Genomic DNA, 21,598 nt, shown 5'->3' with positions numbered 1-21,598 from the left:
CCACCAGCATTTCATATACTGGGTCTTTTATTGTTTATTCATTTTTGCTAAGTTTTCCTGCCATTTAACCGTGCGCCATTCCAGAAGTCTATCATAACCAAGCGACACCAAATCTTTTTGACCTTGATCGAGGATTTTATCTACTTCCTCATCACTTCCGGCCATAACGGATTTCGCATAAATCTCCAGGAACATTTCGTCAACAGATGCCTGAATGATTCCCTCATCCGAATCCGCAGCCGGATTTAGCCCCGTAAACTCGGTTACGTTGTACTGTGTAGGCCAAGTGATCGTCTGTTGGTAGCGAGTTCTCCAATCCTGTTGTTCAAAAGGCATATTTGCCATATATTTGTATTTAGCAGGATCGATATAACTCGTATTCCCTACGAACATTACCGGATTATTCTTGGTCTGAATATCAGCGACTTCCTTCGGATCGTAATTCTCTGTGAAGTTCGGTTTACCTTCTTCGTCGAAGCCCTGCCAGTTCTTGCCTTCTGGACCGAAGAATTGAACGTTCATCCCTTCAGGACCAGTGTACCAGTCAAGGAAAGCGAAGATTGCTTCAGGGTCTTTAGCGGCTGTTGTAATGTAGGCTGCATTCCATCCAAAGCTGGTGTATGTGCCTGGGTAAATTTTGTTCTTATCGAGACCCGGCTTATGGATCGGCCAGATCATGAAATATCCGCCATCGGGATCATTTTTGGTCAATTCCGGTTGCGCTTCGCCAGCAAAGTCCGTCGGACTAGCTCCCGCAAATACCGCTACGCGCCCGGTCATCACTCTCTCTAACACCTGATCTTCAGTTTGGTTAAAAGCGTCCTGGGAAATGAGCTTCTCTCTGTATAATTTAGCGATATATTTCTGAGCTTCACGGAACACAGGATCTGTCAGTACCGATGTCAACTTGCCGTCTTTGGGAACAGCGCGCAACCCACTGTTGAGATGTGTATACAACGCGCCTTCACCAAACGCTGTATATAGAACCCCTAACCCTTGCATATCCTGCGCACGATGTGGCTCGAAAGGAACGATGCTGTCACCGTACTTCTCTTTGACTTTGACCAAATAGTCATACAAATCATCGGTGGTTTCGAGTTTAGGCTTACCAAGCTCGTCATAGATTTTCTTGTTAATGACGTAGCCTGCATTCCCAAAAGGATTAGATGAATACCAGTTCGGGAACCTATACAACTTGCCATCTTCATGACGGAGCAGATTCAAGTCACCCATCCATGTCTTCAGATTAGGATACTTATCGAGATAATCATCAAACGGCACAAGCTTTCCGGCCTTGTAAAGTCTGTCGACATCCGGATGATCACGATCCGTCCAGATCATATCGGGCAATTCATCAGAGGCCATCATTGCACTAAGCTTCTGCGTATGGGCTCCTGCTGCAGCAATCATATTGATCTTTACCTGCTTCTCCTCACTTAAGTATTTGCCAATCGGTGTACTCTCCCATTTGGGGAAATCGGTATTCTGATAGTGGGCATAAGCCGAAAACTCCAACGGCTTCTCCCCCAGTACCCATTTGCCATCCGTATTATTTGCTGTCGTATTGTTGTTCTTCTGCTGTTGTCCTTCGTTCTTGGCGGTTCCAGGATCAGGCTTGTTGCTATCACCCGATTTACTGCATCCAGCCAGTAACGTAGCAAATACGAGACATAATGATGCCATGACCAGAAGCGGCTTCCTCATCTTTCTCATTCACTTAACCCCTCTCATTCCTGAATATATGTTCAAAGCTATTCGCCTCAAACCGTTGCAAAGGTACTACTCTTTCAGTGAGCCAACCAATACGCCTTTGACAAAATATTTCTGCAAGAAAGGATATACAAGAATAATCGGCATCGTTACGACGATCATCATCGCCATCGTAAGCGATTTCGAAGTGATTTGCTTTGTCTTCTGAAGAAGGGCAGCCGAGGCGCTATCTAGTACAGCGCTCTGTCCCGTGACAATATTGGCATTCAAGGTTTGTCGAAGAATTGTCTGGATCGGCAGAAGCTTCTCGTTGGTGATGTAAATGCTTGGCAGGAACCAGTCATTCCAATGCCCGACTGCTGTTAACAAAGCCAGCGTAGCGATGACAGGTCCTGACAAAGGCAGAATAATCCGGAAGAATACACCCCAAGTGCTACAGCCGTCAATATTCGCTGATTCTTCCAATCCTGCCGGTAGAGTCTTGAAGAAGGTTCGGAATATAATCATATTCCACACACTGATCAAGGATGGAATGATGAACACTAGGAAGGTATCCATAAGACCAAGCGAACGGTTCAAGAGATAGGTTGGAATTAGTCCCCCGCTGAAATACATTGTGAAGATAAAGAACACCATGTAGTAGTTGCGTCCGATCAGATAGGTGCGGGTCATTCCAAAGGCCAGAAGAGCCGTCATAAAGATGGAGCTCACTGTTCCGACAATGACACGAGCTACAGAGATCATGAATCCAGTGATGAGCCGATCATCTTGCAAAATGATTTCATAGTTCTCCCAGGTGAACTGTCTTGGCCAAAACGTGATTCCACCCTTTGCAGTATCTACACCTACATTCAACGATACGGCGATCGCGTTCCAGAACGGATACAGTGCCGTGAAGGCTAGTAAACTGAGCAAAACATAGATCACAACAATTACAATTTTATCGCTCAAGCTAATTCTTTTTAACATATTGCACCTCCTGCGGACAGACTCGTTCTTACCATAGGCTGTTACCAGATCTGCGAGCCAGATAATTCGCCATCGTAAGCATCCCGATACTAATGATCGCTTTGAATAATCCGATCGCAATCGCGTAGGAATACCGGTGTGTTCCGAGACCTACTCGATATACATAAGTATCAATGACATCCGACACTGGCCTCAGCACTGGATTCGCCGCCAAGAGCAAGATATCTTCGAAGCCCGCATTCAGCAGGTTGCCAATCGCAAGAATCATGAAGATAACGACAACAGGTATAATAGAGGGCAGTGTGATCAGATAGATCTGCTTGAACTTGCTTGCCCCGTCAATATCCGCAGCTTCATACAGATGAGGATCGACGCTGGCGATCGCGGCCAAATAGACAATCGAGGCAAATCCAATTTCTTTCCACACATTGACCGATACAAGAATGGACCAGAAGTATTGCTTCAAGGAGAGAAAATTAATCGGTTCGTCGATCGCTCCCACTTGCTGCAGAATCATGTTAACACTGCCGTTCTCTGTCGAGAGCATGGCCATGGTCAGGCCGGCCACAATAACCCAGGAGAGAAAATGAGGTAGATAGGTAATCGTCTGAATGACTCTTTTGAACATCATATGGCGTACTTCATTCAGCATAAGCGCAAGTATAATGGGCGCTGGAAAACCGATAAAGAACTTCAATAAACTGATAATAATTGTATTGCGAATTAGTCTCTCAAACTCTGGTGCATTGAAGAAGGCTACAAAGTGCTTAAATCCTACCCAAGGATTCTCCCAAATGTTCGCGCCCGTGAACAGGTTATAATCCATAAACCCAGTTAATACCCCGTACATCGGAAGATAGGAGAATATGAAAACGAGAATAATTCCTGGAATGACCATCAGTTGGACATCCCATTGCTTCCCTAAGCGCCTAATGAGGCTTTTGTTATGTGCTTTCAGTTGCCGGGACGCCGGTGGACGCGGCTGTTCAGTTGTCGCTTGCGGCATGTTCTTCCTCCCGTGTTCAATTGATAAGGATACCTGCTATAACTAGAGAAGACGTCTCCATCCATTTGCACGTAACCGTTTGCATTGGACTTAAGAACATTCTACCTTTGGGAATTTATTGAAACCATATAATAAAACTCCGATTTCTTATACTTCTACGGGATTTTTTCAAAATTACTTATTTAAAAAAGTGTAAAAAACGGTCCAACAGTGATAAACGACAAAAAGGACAGCTTGTATCATTTGCCGGATTTCCGGATCATGAAGTACAGTATGGTTATGTTACTAGACGCGGCATTTTACAATAGGAGGAACTTATGAAGACGAAGCTTGATCAGAGACGTATTCACGACTATATCCAGAAATATCATCTGGAGCATATATTTCCACAGCCAGACAAGCTCCCTCTACAGCTTCGCACTTACGAACGTGGTGAGATCATACTACGCGAAGGAGCTGATTTAGACGGCATTTATTTTCAAGTTGAAGGCAGAACCCGGGTCTCGTCCAGTGTTGAGACAGGCAAATCGCTACTGCTGCGGTTCTGTCATCCTTTATCTGTATTTGGTGATATCGAGCTAATTCAGAGGGTTGTCATTCAGTCCCAAGTCGAAGCCGTTCAACGCACTACCTTCTTATTCATTAATAAGCATACGGTGGACACCGTGCTCATGCAGGAGCACGGCTTCTTACATGAGCTGCTGAGACAATTGTCTTACAAGCTGCAAACCTGCACCACTGCTTCAAGAGTAAATTTGTTAGCCTCGGTGGAGGAACGCTTCGCTAGCTACCTATTGACGACAAGGCAACAGAATGAATTCGGCAAAGAGATTCTGACCCCGCACATTTCTGAGATTGCTTCATTAATCGGTACCACTCCACGGCATCTTAACCGTGTTATTCACAAGCTAATGGAAATGAACGTGGTCATCAAAGAGAAGAGGCAGCTCGTCATTTCAGACTGGGATCAACTAGAGGAAATATCGGGTGGCATTCGTTATGAGTAGGAGTTCCAACAGTATTCATGGCAATGTAAAGATTAGAGTAATCCGTACAGGTACTTTGGTGTAAATAAGAAGAATCAGCATGCCGATGGTTCGGAATGCTGATTCTTTGCTTCCATTTGAATCTATAAAATAACTGACAATGCATCATCTTACATTTTTCTCCCGATACTGTTCCTTTAGCAAGGAAAATAATACGGCATCGACGAACTGACTTTTTTCATAGAAGCATTGTTTCAGATAGCCTTCTTCATAAAATCCAGTCTTCTCCAGCAAATATCTGGATCTGATATTGTCAGGATCAATGTAGGCTTCAATGCGGTTCAGACCAAGGTCCTCGAAGCCAAAGCGCATAATCTCCTGCAGCACCTCGGACATCACTCCCTGTCCCCAGTAGATCGGATTAAGCTCGAAGGTAACCTCTGCTTTGTAATGATCTTTTACCCAATTGCGATAACCGCACGTACCGATCACTTTATTGCTGTACTTCTCTGCAATCGCCCAACGGAACCCTATCTTCTTGATATAACGGCTGTTCCACGACTGTATTAGATCCTGCGCCTGCTTTAGTTCTACGAAGCTCTCTACCTCATAATACTTGGTTACTTCATCATTGGAGAAATAATGGAATAAATCGCCGGCATCCGCCGCCGTCAGCTTGCGTAGAATAAATCTTTCCGTTTCTAACTGAGGGAACAGCTTCATGATCAACCGCCCTTTCTCGCTTATTTCCTTCCATGATTATACATCTAATGATTTAAGTAATCTACAAGATAATAGTGCAATCTGGATAGACACCTATGGTACAAGGTGATTCGGCGAAAGCTTTACACTCACGCCGTCCTTACCTTGTTTGACCTCATTGATAATTGTGCCATCTACATCATCGTTATTCCTAAAAGCAACGAAATTCCTCTTAAAAGTCATTTGGTCTCCAGTCTTCGGACCGAGAGTAGGATGGCCCCACCATCGAAATCCCTTAAGTATTCCATGACAAATATACGCTGCTTCGGTGTTAGTCCTTCTTCATCTGGTATTTCAGGTTCTGGTTTCTCTTCAATAACTGGAGTGTTCTTTTCCGTTTTGGAACGTTCCGTATTTTCGAAGCGTTCCGATACTTTTTTAGGAGCGTTCCGTTTTGTTGGTGAAGCGTTCTGTTCGTTAGAAAGAACATCTATCGTCAAAGGGGTTACATATACTTCCCTTGGTTTATCTCCTAGATATGGACCAACAAACTGCCTACGTTCCATAGCATCAATCAATCTAGCTGCCCTGGTATAACCGATTCTCATTCTTCTCTGTAAAAGAGAACACGAGGCTTGTTTAGCCTCGGCTACAATTTGAACAGCTGATATGAATAGTTCGTCTTGTTCTCCATCTTCCGTATCGATCTCAATCGGTTGTTCTTCGGAACGTTCCGTACTGATCTCGCCATTAGATGATAAGTATATTTCTTTTGCTTTATCTCTATTTGGATCTCTTTGACGGCCCATATCTTATTGATCACCACCTTGTTATTATTCGGCCCCCGCTTCGCTAAGCGGACTCGGTCGATTCGGGGGCCTTCGGCCATGTTGCATCATTTAAATTAGGTAAGGAAAATTTTCCTGAGCAAAGAAAAAAGCCGCCTATTGGCGACATACAATTAAAAATGCCGCTCCAACAGGAACGGCACAATTAACATTAATTGAAATCATAGTTTGGATTAGCCAATATTGCACTCGTCAGGTCAAGTAGATCTATTTCTTCGATAGTTCCTGTAGAACCAAGTAGACCCTTTAAATCATCTGTCAGGTTAGATTTATCCTCAGTGTAGTTATACCCAACGAACCCAAGGTGCTTTAGTGAAAACTCTCCACCAATAACCTCAATTTCTTTTTCACCACAGTTTTCTTCAGTTAATGTCGTTTCTGTCGTTCCATTATCAGCAATCTTACCTCTTGTAGCATCAACTTTACCTTTACCTAGTCCAATAGCCTTAAAGGTCAGATTAACTAATGTACCCTTTTCATTGATTCCGAAGTCTTTTCCCTTACTTGCCGTAATCAAGCGTATAGTATCGTCTGAGATTGTTCCGTTATGGAATAACCCCATATGTTCAGCTGCTTCCACACTTACTAATTGAAATCGTGTCTTATCATATTGAATATTAAAATCTTCTGCATAAATATTAGTTGCATTGTTTAACACTGCTTGTACGGTGAAGGTTTCATTTAAGAATACTCTGTTTTTGGCTGACTCAATGTCTAAAGTAGGATTTTCTACAGGTTCTAAATCATTCAGACGAGACAAATCAAATTCCTCCACTACATTCATTCCGCCCGTAGCAAAACCATTTACTATAAATGATCCTCCAATTAAATACAATTTATCATTAACAATCTCAATAGCAGCATATCTTTCTCGAAACTCAGAGTTTGGAACTGGTGTTAATTTATTCGTAGTTAAATCATAAGTGTAAACACAATCATATCCAACTAGCACCATTTTCCCATTATAATTGAAACCTTTTACGATTTTAACAGAAGTTAATTCATCAACCGTTGTCCATGTGTCTTGATGATAATCATAATTATAAAGGATAGTATTTCCATCAATTAGCCTAGTTAAGTAAATAGAATCATTGTAGATGAACGATGTTGCAAATACTCCACTAAAAGGCATCATTTTTTTGCTAGTCCAAGTATTATTTTCCGAATCATAAGAGTGAACTAAATTACTAGAATGCCCACCAAATGTATATATTTGTTTACCCACAGCAATAGCATTAATATAAATACGTGCTGTAGGGATTGACTGCTTTGTGGTCCAACTATTCTGAACTGTATCATAAACTTCAACATTACTATTGCTATCATCCCCTCCAATAATATAAATTTTATCGTTGATAGTAGCAGTTCCGGCAAAAGTTCTTGCCTTATTTGAAGGTGCACCTGATGTCCATCTATCAGTAATTGGATCATAAATTTCTAATGTTTTTAACATGCCACTTCCTGGTGTCCCACCAAATACATAAATCTTTCCATCAACCACTTTGCTACTAGTGTTATACCTTGCTGTAGGCATTGACTTTTTAGTAACCCATCCATTTTCCGAAGCGGCCATCGAATAATGATCAAAACTAAATAAAGAAAAAATGAATACACAAATAAATAAACCTATTCTTTTCATTTTACCTTTCCTCTCTGACGTTAAATTTTATAAAGGCCATTTTGCGATTGATCCCCTTCAGTAGCATACTTCGACACAAGGAAAAATTTCCCTGCTAAAAATAAAAATACCGACAGCCTGTTAAGATGTCGGCTATATGGAGTTTTAGGAATCGAACCTAATGCCTTCTGCTACCTATTCCGCCACCACATCTTTAGGTAATACACTTATTGTTGTTTATATTGTAAATTGTAAAACATACGGAAATACTGCGGATTCAAAACAAAAGTCGCCAAAAAGGCGACTAATTAAAATTTAATATTAACTATAGCTTATAACCATCTATAAGCCATTTTTTTATTCACTATCATCAATGGCCCTAAACAATAATTGTGGAATTCTTTCTTCGAAGTAATTACCATTAAGAATATTTCACTCGGCTGCCTTCATCCGCTAAAATCACTAGTTTAACTTAGATCTTTTCTCTTATTACAGGATGATTCTCCAAGCCCAATGGCTCCGCAAATTTAACGCCAACGAGCATTTTACAATTTCGCTCCGCTTCAACCGTACGGGATTCAGATAAGGCAGCGCTTAGCTCCTTGATAACATGGGCATCCCTGTCCTGCAGGGTAATGTGCAGATGATCCTCCAATTGCTTCACGGTCAATTTGCAGCCAGGCTGTACTTCAAGCTTTGCCAGCTCAAACGGCACAATGTCGATGACTACATCAACAGCTATATCAGTAAAAATATAGTGATACGTCCTGTCAGCCGCAACCTGCTTATAGCTGGCTGCAATCTGGCCCGCGCCTATCTTCGCCAGGTAATCAAGCGACTGCAGTTCCCCAGGGATTCTCGGCGCGATCGTCAGAGTATGCTGAATCAGATCGGGACGTAACCCAAGGAAATACTGATACCATACGCGAAGATGCTCGGCATTCGACCAGGCTTGTAGATAAGCCCCGGTCAGCTTAGCCCATCTCTCTCCTGCCTGTGGATAAGCGTCCATGTTCTCGGCTAATCCGCCGACAACCCCAAGATTCAAAGCCTGCCAATTCATATTTTTGAACAGCTTATATGCCGTCTCTTCCTGACCCAGCTCGATCATCCGTTGCATAGCAATCCCGTTCAGCCACAGCCATACCGCCCCGTTATGATAAGCCGCATCCTTATGATAATGAGGTGTCAGATGAAAAGGATGAAATAACGGATGAGACCGATCAAGAGAAGCGACGCCCCATGGATAGACTAGCTCTTCCCAGGCTGTACGTGTCGCACGGCATTTGAAATCTTCATCTTCGAACATGTCAAAGGCGAACAATTGGTTCGGCCGTAGGGCAAATTCCGCTTGATCCTGCGCGTCCAGGCGATCCGCCAAATAAGGATGCGTCTCATCCCGGAAATCCGCGGCAAAATGCCGCCGCAATTTCTCAGCGATATCGCTCCATTTGCTGGCGTTCTCCTTGTCGTTCATGAACTCAGCGAAGTAAACGCCGGCGCGTAGTTGATTGTACCAAAGCGCCTGAATATCATTGGCTCGCGTATCACGCGGTGAATAAGAGTTCAGATTCGCGTCTCTGGCGTCCATCCACGTTTCATTGTCCGCATGCATCAGATAGCCTTTATCATCCACCCAATGCTTGATTGAGCCTTCAATACTGTTGCGGACGGCAGGGTACAGTTCCTTAATAATCTCCGTATCTCCGGAATACTTCACATAATCCTGTAGTTGGATGATGAAGCGAGGTGTACCATCTGTCGTATGGTAATCGATATTCTCTGGAGCCAGGATATTTGGCACTCGACCGAAGAAGATCGACTGCTCATCCGTGTTCTGGAACTCGGCGAAGGAGAGCAGAATATTCCTGGCGGTCTCGAATTGACCGATGACAAGGCAGGCCCCTGGCAGAGATATAAACTGATCTCTTCCCCAATATTCGTTGAACCAAGGCAGTCCGGCATAGATGCCATCGCCTTGCTGTCTCGTCACTAGTTGGTCCATCGTAATGTTCATCCAGTTCATTGCCAGTGCGAGCTCCGGATCACTACTGGTCAGATGAACATGTTGCTGCAAGAAGTTCTCCATACGTTGTATACGCTCCCGCTTCCAGCGGCGACGATCACTTCTCGTTGTATGAATCAAGGCGATCGCTTCAACCGCCGTCTTGGCGACGGAGATATAGAACCCGCCAGCGTTTGCCTTCGAAGATAGAAGATGGTCCTCAAGCTGAACAGCCTGTCCATCGATGGAACTGACAGCAATGATCCAATTTCCCTCCATGGAACGGAAGATAACCGCTTCCTCTTGGCTTCCAATCGGGTCAAGCTGCTCGCCCTTTAATTCGATGCCTATCGTATTTACGGCCCCGGCGATCCCAACCTCTACAATATTTTTGTAATCGAACATCCATAGCTCTTCGGTAAGACCACCGCCATAAATCCGCTCCAGCTTGTATGGATATACGTTAACCTCGGAATTACGGTTATCCAGCTTCACCTGATCGGCCATCAGTCCGTAACCGCTAAAAATCCGGTTCTTGGCAATATTCATGCCTGCAAAGTGAGCATGCTCCATATGATTCGTCTCGTGAGACTGAGTAAAATAAAAAGCCGCCTCTTTATTGGTAAATGAAATGGCCCTGTTCGCTTCCGCGGGGACGAATATCTTCATCTTATCCAGAGCCTCGCTACTTAGTTGATGATTATGCATAACTAACCTCCTGTATTCACTACATACGCCTAAACGCGAGGCCGCCATGAAAGATCACAGCGGCCCCTTGTAAGCTTATTTTATTTAACCGTAGCAGGTTTATTCTTTGACAGAGCCTACTACAATCCCTGATACGAAGTATTTCTGCATGAAAGGATAGATCATAAGCAGCGGCAAGGTTGAGACGACGATCTTGGCCGCATTCAGAGTCCGGTCAGAAATTTTGGCAAGCTCCATCAATTTCTCCGGATCGGTTATGTTCTGAACCTCTACACTTAGCTGCTGAATATACGTTTGCAGCGGATAGTTGGAAGTTTTATTAATATATACCAACGCTCCGAAGTAGTCATTCCAGTGACCGACGATCGTGAACAGCATCACTGTCGCCAATGTCGGTAATACCACAGGGAGGAAGATCCGCATCAGAATGGTCCATTGTGAAGCTCCGTCGATCGTCGCCGCTTCTTCCAGCGATTTCGGCACCCCGCGGAAGGCGTTCATCAGCAGGATGACGTTGCCAATCGGAACAGCCCCCGGCAAGATCAGCGACCAGATAGAATCCAGCAAATGAAGCTCCTTGACTACCATGAAGGTAGGAATCAGACCGCCTGAGAACAGCATGGCGAAAATCACGATGTTCATATACACCTTCTGACCACGGAACTGTCTTGGGCTCTTGGAGAGCGGATAGGCGGTCAGAATCATTAATGTCATATTGACGAGCAAGCCTAGCCCAACCCGTTCAACGGAGATCATAAATGAACGCCAGAACTGGGAGTCCGAGAGTAGCTTATCATAGGAGCTTAATGTCGGGTTCACCGGGAATATACTTACGAGATTCGCGGAAGCTGCCGCGTTATCACTGAAAGATATCGCCACTAGATTAAGCAGTGGAACGAGACAAGATAAGGTTAATGCCAGCAATAGGATCCAAATAATAATATCGGCAATGCGGCTTTTTAAAGTTTGAGCGGTAATGGGAGCCACCCCCTTCTTCTAGAAAATACGGTAATCAGTAAGTTTCTGAGCAAGCTTGTTCGCGGAAAGAATCAAAACAATACCGACTACCGACCGCAATAACCCTACTGCCGTCCCTAAGCTATATTGTCTTTCCACGAGACCTACCCGGTACACATAAGTGTCAATAATATCCGCCGTTTGATAGACCAGAGGGTTGTACAAGTTAAAGATCTGGTCAAACCCGGCGTTAAGGACGTTAGGCAGGTTCAAGGTCGTTACGAGAATAATCGTCGGCAGCATACCCGGCAGCGTGATATACCAGAGCTGCTTCCAGCGATTGGCTCCGTCGATCGACGCCGCTTCATATTGCCCTGGATCAATCGATGTTAATGATGCCAGGTAGATGATAGAGCCATAGCCAAAGCCTTTCCATACATCCGTTAATATGAGCATCGGTCTGAACCATTTATTGCTGGCCATGAACAGAATCGGGTCAATGCCGAACCATCCAAGGAACGCATTAATCGGCCCCTCATAAGAGAAAATATTCATGACAACAGTGGCCAGAATCGCCCAAGAGAGGAAGTTCGGCAGGTAGACAATCGTTTGCATAAAACGCTTCGCGAACCGTACTCGAACTTCATTCAACAGCAGGGCAAAAATGATCGATACCAAAGTGCCTGCGATAATCTTCCACACGGCTATAACAATTGTATTGGCAAAAATTTGTTTGCTGTCTGGAATTTGCAGCATGAACCTGAAATTATCCAGACCGACCCAGTGTGAACCGCTGATCCCTTTGGCAGGAATATAGTTCTGAAAGGCCATGACAATCCCGAACATCGGAATAAAGGAGAAAATAATCAGAAAAATCATGCCAGGCAGCATCATGAAGTGAAAAGCCGCCTGATCTTTTTTATTCTTCATTACGGATCAACTCTTTCACTTCATTTGGAAGCAATTGCTTCGTTAACTTCCTTCGTAATGGTATCCCCACCGGTCTTCTTCCAGCTGTCTACAAACTTATCGAAGGAATCGGGAGATTGATCACCAGTAATAATCTTCAGGTACATTTCCAGCTCCATTTTGGATAGAGTTGGCCATTTCAGCGACATCGAAGGTGTAGTCCCGAAGAAGACAGGGTTTACTTCTTTGATATTCGCGTTCTTCACCATGCTTGCCGTCGTGATGCTGGAAGTATATCCGGCCCATGATACAGGGTCTGGCTTCTCTCCTGTCTTCTCGCTGTCCATATACTTCTTATAAGAGTTATAAGCGGTAATATCATTGTTACTGATCAATTTGCTTGTATCACCGCTCTCCAGCGCTTCCTTCATGATGTCAACATTGCGATAGAAAGCATCATAATAGTCGATGTTGACGATAATTGGCGATCCGGATACGTTCAGATTGCTATAATCCTCGAAGGCCTTCAGCGTATCGGCTTCCTTCTCTTGGTAGCGTTGATAGTCATATTGCAGACTGACCATTTTCATAGCCATTTCCGGATGCTCGAAGCCTTTACGAACTACAAGAAAACTGCTGGAAGGATTTCCAGTGAACATTGTCAGCGAGCCGTCTTCCGATTGAGGAGCAACATAAGATACCCATTCTGCATCCGGATTCAATTTTAGGGTATCCGCTACAGTCCAGCTTCCCCACCAGTTATCCAGGAAGGCCCCACTTTTGCCGCTTGTAAGCAGTGCTTTGCGGTCATCGCCGGTACGTACTGCGAACTGACGGTCGATCAAGCCTTTCTTGTACATATCAGCGATCTTGGTCAGCACTGGCTTCATTTCAGGCTGAATCGATCCATATACGGCATTGCCGTTACCGTCGTCCATCCATTGTTTCGGATAAGCACCGTGCAAGGCAAAGATGTTGTTCAATGAATACTGACCGCCGGAAACCCCGGCCACATTCTCATTATCTACAACAAGTCCGACCGTTTTTCCCGAACCGTTCCCGCCTGGGTCCTTCTCGATGAACTGCGCAATGATGTTCTCTACATCTTCCAGCGATTTAGGCTCTTGAAGTCCTAGCTTGTCCATCCAATCCTTGCGCAGCCAGAGAATTCCCGGGCCGTGCGAGATTTCCGTTGTAGGAATCGCCATCAGTTTGCCGTCGAATTTAGCGCTGTCCAGCACACGGCCTCCGTAAGAATCATAGATTTCCTTGATGCGGTCACTGGCCGCCTTCTCATAGGCATCGGTCAGATCTGCAATCAGATCATTATCATACAATTGTTGCAGAGTCGAATAGTCAGGTACGACCATAATATCCGGAATGTCGCCGCTGACGATGGCCATCGATACCTTCTGGCTGTAGTCGGTGCCGTCATTCGCTTCGAACTTCGTCGTATTCTCTACGTTGAGCTTCTCCTTGAAGTACCTGGTCCACACATTATTCGTCGCGTTATCCTTCTCGTAAGGGGTCCCGCTAAGTGTGGAATAGTTCGTGGCCATTTGCCCCACGGTATAAGATACAGTCTCTGGATATTTGCCAAAAGGAGTAGTCATCGCCTCTTCCCAAGCTGGGTCACTCGATTTAGCAGCTGCAGAACCATTGTTCGCATTATCGGAATTGCCACAACCAACGAGGGATACCGCTAACAATGCTGCTATTACAATAGAGGATGCACGTTTTGTTCTTGATAACATCAGTAGACCTCCCAGTATTTCTCTCATTCATTAATGTAATTTCATTATTTTGCTCGATCATTCAAATGATACGGTTTCAAAGCGCCGGCTTGCTTCAAAAACCTCCATTCATAAGTACTCTTCTATTCTAAGATTGATCCCCCAGAATCGTAAACGCAAAAAAATTACGTTTTATATCAAAAAATACTCGCTTTCGTTGATCCAAATTGCCCATTTGACAAATAATATAATAAAATCATGCTAACAATGAGCGCAGGGGGATATAGATGTTAACGATATTGGTCGTAGACGATCATCAGGATGAACGCGAAGGAATTGCCTTCCTAATTGAAGAACTGGCCCTTCCACTACAGGTAGAGATAGCCGATAACGGGCGCAGAGCTCTTGAATATTTGCAGGAGCACTCTGTAGACATATTGTTCACGGATGTGAGAATGCCGCAAATGGACGGTCTCGTGCTTACCAGACAAGCCCTAGAACTTCATCCCGAACTAAAAGTAATCCTATTCAGCGGCTTTGCTGAATTTGAATATGCCCAGACAGCTATCGCTCTAGGAGTCTCTGATTATCTGCTCAAGCCGGTTAATGTGGAAGCATTCCAAGCGACGATGAATAAAGTGATCTCGGAGTTGACAGATCGTCAGCAACAGGATGAACAGTCTCTGATGAAGCAAGCATATGCCAAGAAACATATTCTATTTACCTTGATCAATGGAGCCCAGGAACCGCCTTCCATGCAAGGTCTTTGGCATGACTTTCCAACTTACTATGAAGGCGTATTGCTGCTAGAATTCGAGAAGGATTTCTTCGAGAACGCCGATATGGAGTTTGAAGCGTATCTATTGTCCCTGATTGGGACTCCGGCAGACTATATCAATTTGAACGGTTGTCAGAGTTTACTCTTATTCCCTGAGCGCAGGGGGGTTCATTCCAGCCTCTCCTATCAGGAATTAGCGATACAGATACACGATAGTATCCTGTTCAAATACCGGGTAAACTGCTATATCGGTATCAGAAAAGGACTGACAGCGATTCATGATCTGGCTGGAGTGCTGCCTGAGCTGGAGCCATTGATGGAATACCGCTTCTTCCTGCCCGATACATTCATCTTCGATGTTAAGAATGAGATGATGCTCTCTGAGCAGGACTTCCCTGATCTATCCGATAATCAGCTGATTGAACAGATCCGGGGCAATATTCGAGAACGGGATCTCTTTAGCCTAAAGGCGAATATAGAACTACTCTATCAGAAGTACGTAAGACAGGTTCAATTCTCACAGTTATATGTCAAACATACTTTCTCTACGGTGTATCAGAGCATCATGTCATTTATTAACGCTTCTGAACGAGAGATCAATCTTGGCATTGAGCAAATATACAAAGCCGAGGATTTGCGAAATATTAAGCACATGATACGGGAAGGGATCGCCAAGCTTGAACAGAGCACAGGCAATCTCGAACCTGCCCCGAACCGGGATATTGTGGCGACTAAGCAATATATCGAGGAGAACTATGCCGAGGATCTGAACCTTGAGCTTCTTGCCGCTAGGGTGTACTTATCCCCCCATTATTTAAGCTCGATGTTCAAAAAGACAACCGGCTGCGGAATTAATAAATATATCAAAAATTTACGGATGCAAAAGGCCAAAGATATGCTAACCCATACGCATCTGAAAATAGCGGATGTATGCAGTGCCGTTGGGTACCGAAACCTCTCGTATTTCTGCCAAAATTTCAGGGATTTCTACGGGCAGACGCCCGAGAAATTCAGACAGTACAACCAAAGTGGCTATGAAGCGGCGGGAGAATAAAGATGCAAAGCTGGTACACTCTGAAGAAACGCATCCATGATATGAATTTTCAGTCGAAGATTAAATTTGCCTTTTTACTGATTAGCATGATTCCTGTCATCGTACTCGGGAGCTTCTGCTTCTCCGAGACAAGATCACTCCTGATCAATCAATCCAAATCTGATCTTAACGCCGCGCTTAACCAAAGCGCGTTAACGCTTAATAGCCAGTTGGAAGCGTATAATAAGATCGTCAACTTTCTCAGCTTCAATCAAGAGATTGTGAATGCAGCCAATCATACGTACACCAGTACCTTTGAAATGTATGATCAGCTCGTCAATGTCATCGACCAGAATTTCTACACTGCCCGGAACTTGAATGCAAGCATAGAGCAGCTAACACTGTATACCGGCACCAATCTGCATCAGCATGGACAGACAGTACGACCCATTAGCGAGGTTCACAATACAACATGGTATCCGCTTGTGATGAAATCGACGAACATCTTGTGGTTCTCCGACCGCCATAATATTTATAGCGTACGCCGGGTGCTTAACACCAAGATCAAGAATCCGAAAGACAATATTATCTACGCCCGCATCAATTCCAAGAGCCTGCTAGAGCCTTTTGATTCCTTGGAAACGCAAGGTGCAGAGCTACTTATTATAGACGCAGCCGGGCAAGCGGTCTATTCGTCGGAGCCAGATGAGGTGTACCCGAACTCGCTCTACCGTGATCCATCTGTAGATGAGATGCACTGGAACGGCAAGAAGTATACGGTGCTGCATGCAAGCATTCCTACCTCTGGCTGGGAAGTGTTCCTATATAAACCTACCAGTTTGATCACCCAGTCCGCATGGAGGATCGTCTCTACCGTACTGCTTATGATTATTGCCTGTATCGGTGCCGTAGTTGTGGCCGGTACTCTATTCTCGCGTAAATTCATATCTCGGATCGAGCAATTACGCCACAATATGAAGACCGTCGAGGAAGGCTCGCTTGAAGTGACGGTTCATAGTGACTCCAAGGATGAGATCGGTGATCTGATTCGCGGCTTCGGCAATATGGTCGTCAAAACGGAAGACTTGATCAACAAAGTATACAGAGAAGAAATTGCCCGCAAGGAATACGAAATGAAAGCCCTGCAAGCGCAAATTAACCCCCACTTCTTGTATAACTCCCTGTCGCTGATCAATTGGCGGGCACTGCGAATTCATGCGACTGATATTAGCGAGATGGCTCAGCTCTTGTCCACGTTCTATCGTACGACTCTGAATAAAGGGAACAATATGATTCTCGTCTCGAACGAGATCCTGAATGTCCAGTCCTATATGAAAATTCAGTTGCTTATGCACAGCAACAGCTTCGATGTAGAGTATCAGATTGACGAGGCCATCCTACCGTACCATATGCCTAACCTGATGCTGCAGCCGCTAATCGAGAACGCGATTATTCACGGTATCGAAAACAGAGATGAAGGCGGAAAGATCAAGCTCTCCGGCAAATTGGAAGACGACTGTATCGTGTTTCAGGTCGATGACAACGGGATTGGAATTGAACCAGGGCAACTTGCTTCACTGCTTGATTCCAAGCCTACGGGCTATGGTCTGAAGAATGTGCATGACCGCGCCAGATTAATGTATGGAGCGGAGTATGGAATTACGATAATGAGCGAAGTAAACCAAGGAACCCATGTAACCCTTAGATTCCCCGCAGCGGATGAATAGATAACTGAAGATAATAAAAAAAGACGGAATGCCGGATCAGATGGGCTGACCATCTCTTCCTGACAATCCGTCTTCTATTAAACTTCCATTACTCGTAAGTGATGTCTAAAGTATTCGTGCTTGAATCGAAAGCTACCGAGCCTCCTAGGCCTCTGGCGAAGACCTGAGCAGGCACATAGGTAGTCCCTTGAATTACCTTCGGTGCAGTACTCGCGGTCCCAGCCTTGCCGTTATAATATACCGTCTTGCTGCCCAGCTTTAAAATCATTTTGCGATCCTCTTTCTCAACCGTGATCGTTCCACCCTGCTTATCCCAGGTAACACTCGCCCCCATTGCTTCGGCGATCTCACGCAGAGGAAGTAAATTAGTGTTCTCATAGATCAATGGATCACTGTCAAATGAAAGCTTCGTTCCGTTAACATAAACGACAAGTCCAGATTTTGCATAGGCTGGTGCCGCAGGCTTAGATTTGCTCGGTGTTGTGTTCTTGCTCTTGGTCGTTGATTTACTTTTTGTCGTCGTTGTACTCTTCGTCGTTGTCTTAGACTTGCTCTTGGAGGAATTGGATTTAGATTTGCTAGATCCTCCCCCATTGTGGTAGTGATATTCTCCGTACTCAAGTCCCCACTTCTCGCAATTCGTACGGCAGGTATGTCCGCCATTGGCATCCGTTCTACCCGGATGTGCAGATACCGAAGCCACAGAACTTGTGAGAAGCAGCATGGCGGCTATAGCACCGGCACATAGTCTCCTTTTCGTTCTCCTCATGCAATATGCAACTCCTTAGTATGATATATACAATTATGGTCTATGTTAGCATGTGTGCTTTGCAATGAGAAGAACTTAAATGACTTTACCTATTATCATTTACTTGTATTGAATAGCTCCCCACATATTCCCGTCGGGATCAATGAATTTTAGAACCCAGCCGAACCCTTCTTCTTGATAAAAAGTAATCTCACTGCCCAAAGACCTCAATAATTCATATAGTTCATGGATTCTTGTCGTGTTGAACAGAAGCACGGGCATGATTTGCCCGTTAACCGTGAAGTTTGCTTGACTCTCATCCTTCGTCTCCCAGAGCATTAACATAGGCCCTTCAGACAGGGTCAGAAAAGCCTGTCGATTCATATCTGACTTACTCTGTAGTCGAAAACCAAGATTAGTAGTATACCATTGAACAGAGGCTTCCAAGTTTCTCACTGGAATCTGCACATGCTCCAACTTATTCAGAAATGGATTTCCCACTAAACCACCCTTTCTGGATTTTCTTAATACTGGTGACAAACTGATACTTATTTTAGGATATTCAGATTTCTTCTAATCTCTTGGACTAACAGTTTCTTCTCTTCCTCACCAATCCCATCAACGGATAACTTCCTTGCCGCTACGGGTATAATCCATGGAGCTACTTCATCATAGGTAATACCCGATAATTTATTATATTCATCCATGAATATATTAATTATGGTCTCCCTTATGGAATCGAACAATTGCACAATAACTTGAGGATACTGTGAAGGGAGTACAGCGTATCTCATAATAATTATATATTCTGCTAAGTCTGCTTCCGGATTTCCCATGGATGCGCTCATCCAGTCAATGAACACTGCATTACCGTCTTCCTTGACCAGAATATTATTCGGATTTGGATCCCCATGACATGGCAGCTGTTTTTTCGGCAGGTTTCTCAGTGTTGAGATGATCTCTTCCTTCTCGGCAATTGATAAATAGTCAGCCACTCGAATCGAATATTCCATATTCCCCATTTGAGAGGAAGGTACTTCAATATTCGAATTATGTATTTGATATAGTAGAGCAGCTGTGGTGCGAATATCCTCTTCATCAATGTCTGCTGCAGGTATATTCTTAATAATAGCCCGACGCAAAAAACGCTCCATAATCGTCTGACCATAAATCCGTTCAAACACAATACCTGTACGGCCATCATACTCAGTTAATTCATACGGCCTGGCTACCGAAAGACCGTTCTCCCAAGCAAGAAGATTATTATTATATTCTCTTGCCATTGCCTTATAGTCAGTATTTTCTTTTGCAATTTTGATAATCTTACTACTGTCTTCCCATTCAAAAACTTCAGAACATGCGCCCTCGCCAACTTTACTTCCAAGCAATAACCCCATACACGGCCCCTCCTATTTTTCACTAAGGATAAATCTTCTCATGCCGTTCCAGCATCGAGATAAACTGTTCAATCCGCTTCTCCCTCGTCTCCTGCTTCTTGGCATTATTAATTCTGAACACGATTGCAAATTTGTTCTGGCTGTCTAGCATATCGTAAAACTCTTTCGCTTGACTATTCTTATTCAGCTCACTCGCGAAATCCTCCGGTAGGGTGAACTTGCTTTGGGATTCATACGCTTTATCCCACTGTCCATTCTGCTTAGCAACCTCAATCGCTTTGTAACCAGACGACTTCATTCTTCCGCTCGTAATAAGCGCCTCCGCTTTCTCCTTATTTACCTTCGACCAGATACTTCTGGCTTTGCGGGGAGTGAAGCGCTGCAACCAGGTCTCTTCGTCGCCCTTCTCCTTCCGACTATCAATCCAGCCATAACATAATGCGCAGTCGAGTGCTTCACTATAGGACACAGTAGAGATTGTGGAATTCTTCTTCGCAATTTTCAACATAATTCCTTCTGAAGTTTCGTGATGATGTGCAAGCCAATCCTCGAAATCTTGCTGCCCGTTGAATATCATAATCGGCAATTCACTATTTTTCGTCATTCTTTTGCCCCCCATGATTTCAATATTATCTCGTTTATCGCTCCATCGCTTTGCTCTGATGAAGGGCGAGTTAACAAAAATCCCGCACCAAATTGTCCGTTGTAAAGACCATCCTGGTGCGGGAATATCATCATCTCTCGTTATTGAACACATTATACCTTGATCGTAGTTGGATGTCACTTCCGCTGTCCCCGAAACCTTCGCTTCTTCTCGTAAGAAGCCTCCAGGTACCCTTGATACAGCCAGATCGATGCCGCCAGCCAGCAAGCACTGATAAGATATCCCCCTAGCACATCGCTAGGATAATGAACACCCAAATAAATGCGGCTAACACCGATCATTAGGATTAGGCAGGCCCCAACAACAATGACTGCGATTCTGCCTAATATATAAGGAATATGCTTCCAGACCAAGAAGACGATCGCTCCATAGAGACTAAAGGCCGCCATCGAATGACCGCTGGGGAAGCTAAAGCCCGTCTCCTCAATAAGTCTATGCAGAGAAGGTCGATCACGACGGAATAGCTGCTTAAGCAATATATTAAGCAGAGCGGACCCAGATACGATAATGATCAGGAACACTAGTTCACTGCGATGGTGCAGCACGAAATACAGGAAAATAAGCGTCACCAGCAAAATGACAATGACAGGAAGCTGACTCCCAATCCATGTGAACACCTTCATTATTTTCGTCAGAGAATCCGATTCCTGCCCTTGCACCAAAGAAATTATCGTATTATCAAAATGATGAATCTGTGCTCCGCCGATCCAATAAGCAATCATTCCAAATCCGGCTAAGCATAATAAACTGAGAAAAAATATGTATGAAAATTTAAGCTTAATATTCATAGCTGCCACACCACCTGAACTATCAACGATATACTTTAGTATCGGTCAAGCGGAATCGTCTATTCCAGCCTTAGTCCGCTAAAAATAAGAAACCCTTGCCGTGATCACAGTGTAACATCATTCCTTGCTGATTCAGAAGCCGATTTAGTGTATCCAGCACAAAGGATGTATCTTGCTTATCTGCTATATTGTAAGCGACAATCTCTCCTTGTACAAATCTAAAATGCTCGATAAGTACAATGTCTTTTTACTAAACGGTCAAATACGTATTATCCGTTACTAATAGATGTTCTGCGACTTGTGCAGGTTGAC

Annotated in this window: 17 protein-coding genes and 2 pseudogenes; 3 read left to right on the top strand and 16 right to left on the bottom strand. The window is 44.2% G+C overall.

Translation table 11 applies throughout. From position 1 onward, the window contains the following. Window positions 1–27 precede the first annotated feature (27 nt). From EI981_RS12015 to EI981_RS12005, 3 genes are all read right to left on the bottom strand, one after another. Complete coding sequence (locus tag EI981_RS12015; protein ID WP_126998420.1) at window positions 28–1,713, bottom strand: extracellular solute-binding protein; 1,686 nt, start codon at window positions 1,711–1,713, stop codon at window positions 28–30. Window positions 1,714–1,779: 66 nt separating this feature from the next. Further along, window positions 1,780–2,679, bottom strand: coding sequence for a carbohydrate ABC transporter permease (locus EI981_RS12010; protein WP_126998418.1), 900 nt, complete (start codon window positions 2,677–2,679; stop codon window positions 1,780–1,782). Between the two features lie 28 nt (window positions 2,680–2,707). Beyond that, window positions 2,708–3,685, bottom strand: a complete 978-nt coding sequence (locus tag EI981_RS12005) for an ABC transporter permease (protein ID WP_126998416.1) — start codon at window positions 3,683–3,685, stop codon at window positions 2,708–2,710. A 317-nt stretch (window positions 3,686–4,002) separates the two neighbouring features. On the opposite strand from EI981_RS12005, the gene EI981_RS12000 reads away from it, so the two are divergent. Continuing rightward, a complete protein-coding gene (locus EI981_RS12000; RefSeq protein WP_126998414.1) occupies window positions 4,003–4,692 on the top strand; it encodes a Crp/Fnr family transcriptional regulator in 690 nt (229 codons plus the stop codon). A gap of 144 nt (window positions 4,693–4,836) precedes the next feature. On the opposite strand, the gene EI981_RS11995 is transcribed toward EI981_RS12000, so the two are convergent. From EI981_RS11995 to EI981_RS11965, 7 genes and pseudogenes are all read right to left on the bottom strand, one after another. Further along, window positions 4,837–5,394, bottom strand: a complete 558-nt coding sequence (locus EI981_RS11995) for a GNAT family N-acetyltransferase (RefSeq protein ID WP_126998412.1) — start codon at window positions 5,392–5,394, stop codon at window positions 4,837–4,839. A 482-nt stretch (window positions 5,395–5,876) separates the two neighbouring features. After that, window positions 5,877–6,062: pseudogene (locus EI981_RS29560) on the bottom strand (DNA translocase FtsK); the annotation flags it as partial. Window positions 6,063–6,372: 310 nt separating this feature from the next. Then, window positions 6,373–7,860, bottom strand: a complete 1,488-nt coding sequence (locus EI981_RS11985; protein ID WP_126998408.1) for a Kelch repeat-containing protein — start codon at window positions 7,858–7,860, stop codon at window positions 6,373–6,375. 451 nt (window positions 7,861–8,311) lie between these two features. After that, window positions 8,312–10,552, bottom strand: a complete 2,241-nt coding sequence (locus EI981_RS11980; protein WP_162616149.1) for an amylo-alpha-1,6-glucosidase — start codon at window positions 10,550–10,552, stop codon at window positions 8,312–8,314. A 99-nt stretch (window positions 10,553–10,651) separates the two neighbouring features. Beyond that, window positions 10,652–11,530, bottom strand: a complete 879-nt coding sequence (locus EI981_RS11975; RefSeq protein ID WP_127004608.1) for a carbohydrate ABC transporter permease — start codon at window positions 11,528–11,530, stop codon at window positions 10,652–10,654. Window positions 11,531–11,548: 18 nt separating this feature from the next. Further along, complete coding sequence (locus EI981_RS11970) at window positions 11,549–12,439, bottom strand: ABC transporter permease (RefSeq protein WP_126998404.1); 891 nt, start codon at window positions 12,437–12,439, stop codon at window positions 11,549–11,551. 20 nt (window positions 12,440–12,459) lie between these two features. Next, the gene (locus EI981_RS11965) at window positions 12,460–14,172 is read right to left on the bottom strand and encodes an extracellular solute-binding protein (RefSeq protein WP_162616148.1); all 1,713 of its coding nucleotides are present in this window, start codon (window positions 14,170–14,172) and stop codon (window positions 12,460–12,462) included. Window positions 14,173–14,438: 266 nt separating this feature from the next. Here EI981_RS11965 and EI981_RS11960 point away from each other — a divergent pair, with 266 nt between their 5' ends. Together EI981_RS11960 and EI981_RS11955 are read left to right on the top strand one after the other, a co-directional pair. Further along, window positions 14,439–15,983 carry a response regulator gene (locus EI981_RS11960; protein ID WP_126998400.1) on the top strand — a complete coding sequence of 515 codons (1,545 nt, stop codon included), beginning with the start codon at window positions 14,439–14,441 and terminating at the stop codon, window positions 15,981–15,983. Between the two features lie 2 nt (window positions 15,984–15,985). Then, window positions 15,986–17,689 (top strand): sensor histidine kinase, encoded by a 1,704-nt coding sequence (locus tag EI981_RS11955; RefSeq protein ID WP_126998398.1) that lies wholly within the window; start codon window positions 15,986–15,988, stop codon window positions 17,687–17,689. Window positions 17,690–17,777: 88 nt separating this feature from the next. Here EI981_RS11955 and EI981_RS11950 read toward each other — a convergent pair whose 3' ends face one another. From EI981_RS11950 to EI981_RS29550, 6 genes and pseudogenes are all read right to left on the bottom strand, one after another. Continuing rightward, the gene (locus EI981_RS11950; protein WP_126998396.1) at window positions 17,778–18,458 is read right to left on the bottom strand and encodes a copper amine oxidase N-terminal domain-containing protein; all 681 of its coding nucleotides are present in this window, start codon (window positions 18,456–18,458) and stop codon (window positions 17,778–17,780) included. A gap of 99 nt (window positions 18,459–18,557) precedes the next feature. Next, a complete protein-coding gene (locus EI981_RS11945) occupies window positions 18,558–18,938 on the bottom strand; it encodes a VOC family protein (protein WP_126998394.1) in 381 nt (126 codons plus the stop codon). 47 nt (window positions 18,939–18,985) lie between these two features. Next, the gene (locus EI981_RS11940; RefSeq protein WP_126998392.1) at window positions 18,986–19,834 is read right to left on the bottom strand and encodes a phosphotransferase; all 849 of its coding nucleotides are present in this window, start codon (window positions 19,832–19,834) and stop codon (window positions 18,986–18,988) included. A gap of 22 nt (window positions 19,835–19,856) precedes the next feature. Next, window positions 19,857–20,438 carry a YdeI/OmpD-associated family protein gene (locus EI981_RS11935; protein ID WP_126998390.1) on the bottom strand — a complete coding sequence of 194 codons (582 nt, stop codon included), beginning with the start codon at window positions 20,436–20,438 and terminating at the stop codon, window positions 19,857–19,859. Between the two features lie 176 nt (window positions 20,439–20,614). Further along, the gene (locus tag EI981_RS11930) at window positions 20,615–21,286 is read right to left on the bottom strand and encodes a phosphatase PAP2 family protein (protein WP_126998388.1); all 672 of its coding nucleotides are present in this window, start codon (window positions 21,284–21,286) and stop codon (window positions 20,615–20,617) included. Window positions 21,287–21,383: 97 nt separating this feature from the next. Further along, window positions 21,384–21,569: pseudogene (locus EI981_RS29550) on the bottom strand (IS3-like element ISLmo1 family transposase); the annotation flags it as partial. Window positions 21,570–21,598: the final 29 nt, after the last annotated feature.

The organism is Paenibacillus lutimineralis (assembly GCF_003991425.1).
Taxonomy (GTDB): Bacteria; Bacillota; Bacilli; order Paenibacillales; family Paenibacillaceae; genus Fontibacillus; species Fontibacillus lutimineralis.
This window is presented reverse-complemented; position numbering and strand designations above follow the sequence as displayed.

Bases quoted from the DNA above. Each gene is read 5' to 3' on its own strand.
- EI981_RS11965 (WP_162616148.1), bottom strand. From the start codon at position 14,172: ATGTTATCAAGAACAAAACGTGCATCCTCTATTGTAATAGCAGCATTG.
- EI981_RS11950 (WP_126998396.1), bottom strand. From the start codon at position 18,458: ATGAGGAGAACGAAAAGGAGACTATGTGCCGGTGCTATAGCCGCCATG.
- EI981_RS12015 (WP_126998420.1), bottom strand. From the start codon at position 1,713: ATGAGAAAGATGAGGAAGCCGCTTCTGGTCATGGCATCATTATGTCTC.
- EI981_RS11985 (WP_126998408.1), bottom strand. From the start codon at position 7,860: ATGAAAAGAATAGGTTTATTTATTTGTGTATTCATTTTTTCTTTATTT.
- EI981_RS11955 (WP_126998398.1), top strand. From the start codon at position 15,986: ATGCAAAGCTGGTACACTCTGAAGAAACGCATCCATGATATGAATTTT.
- EI981_RS11960 (WP_126998400.1), top strand. From the start codon at position 14,439: ATGTTAACGATATTGGTCGTAGACGATCATCAGGATGAACGCGAAGGA.
- EI981_RS12010 (WP_126998418.1), bottom strand. From the start codon at position 2,679: ATGTTAAAAAGAATTAGCTTGAGCGATAAAATTGTAATTGTTGTGATC.
- EI981_RS11980 (WP_162616149.1), bottom strand. From the start codon at position 10,552: ATGCATAATCATCAACTAAGTAGCGAGGCTCTGGATAAGATGAAGATA.
- EI981_RS12005 (WP_126998416.1), bottom strand. From the start codon at position 3,685: ATGCCGCAAGCGACAACTGAACAGCCGCGTCCACCGGCGTCCCGGCAA.
- EI981_RS12000 (WP_126998414.1), top strand. From the start codon at position 4,003: ATGAAGACGAAGCTTGATCAGAGACGTATTCACGACTATATCCAGAAA.
- EI981_RS11995 (WP_126998412.1), bottom strand. From the start codon at position 5,394: ATGAAGCTGTTCCCTCAGTTAGAAACGGAAAGATTTATTCTACGCAAG.
- EI981_RS11970 (WP_126998404.1), bottom strand. From the start codon at position 12,439: ATGAAGAATAAAAAAGATCAGGCGGCTTTTCACTTCATGATGCTGCCT.
- EI981_RS11940 (WP_126998392.1), bottom strand. From the start codon at position 19,834: ATGGGGTTATTGCTTGGAAGTAAAGTTGGCGAGGGCGCATGTTCTGAA.
- EI981_RS11930 (WP_126998388.1), bottom strand. From the start codon at position 21,286: ATGAATATTAAGCTTAAATTTTCATACATATTTTTTCTCAGTTTATTA.
- EI981_RS11935 (WP_126998390.1), bottom strand. From the start codon at position 20,438: ATGACGAAAAATAGTGAATTGCCGATTATGATATTCAACGGGCAGCAA.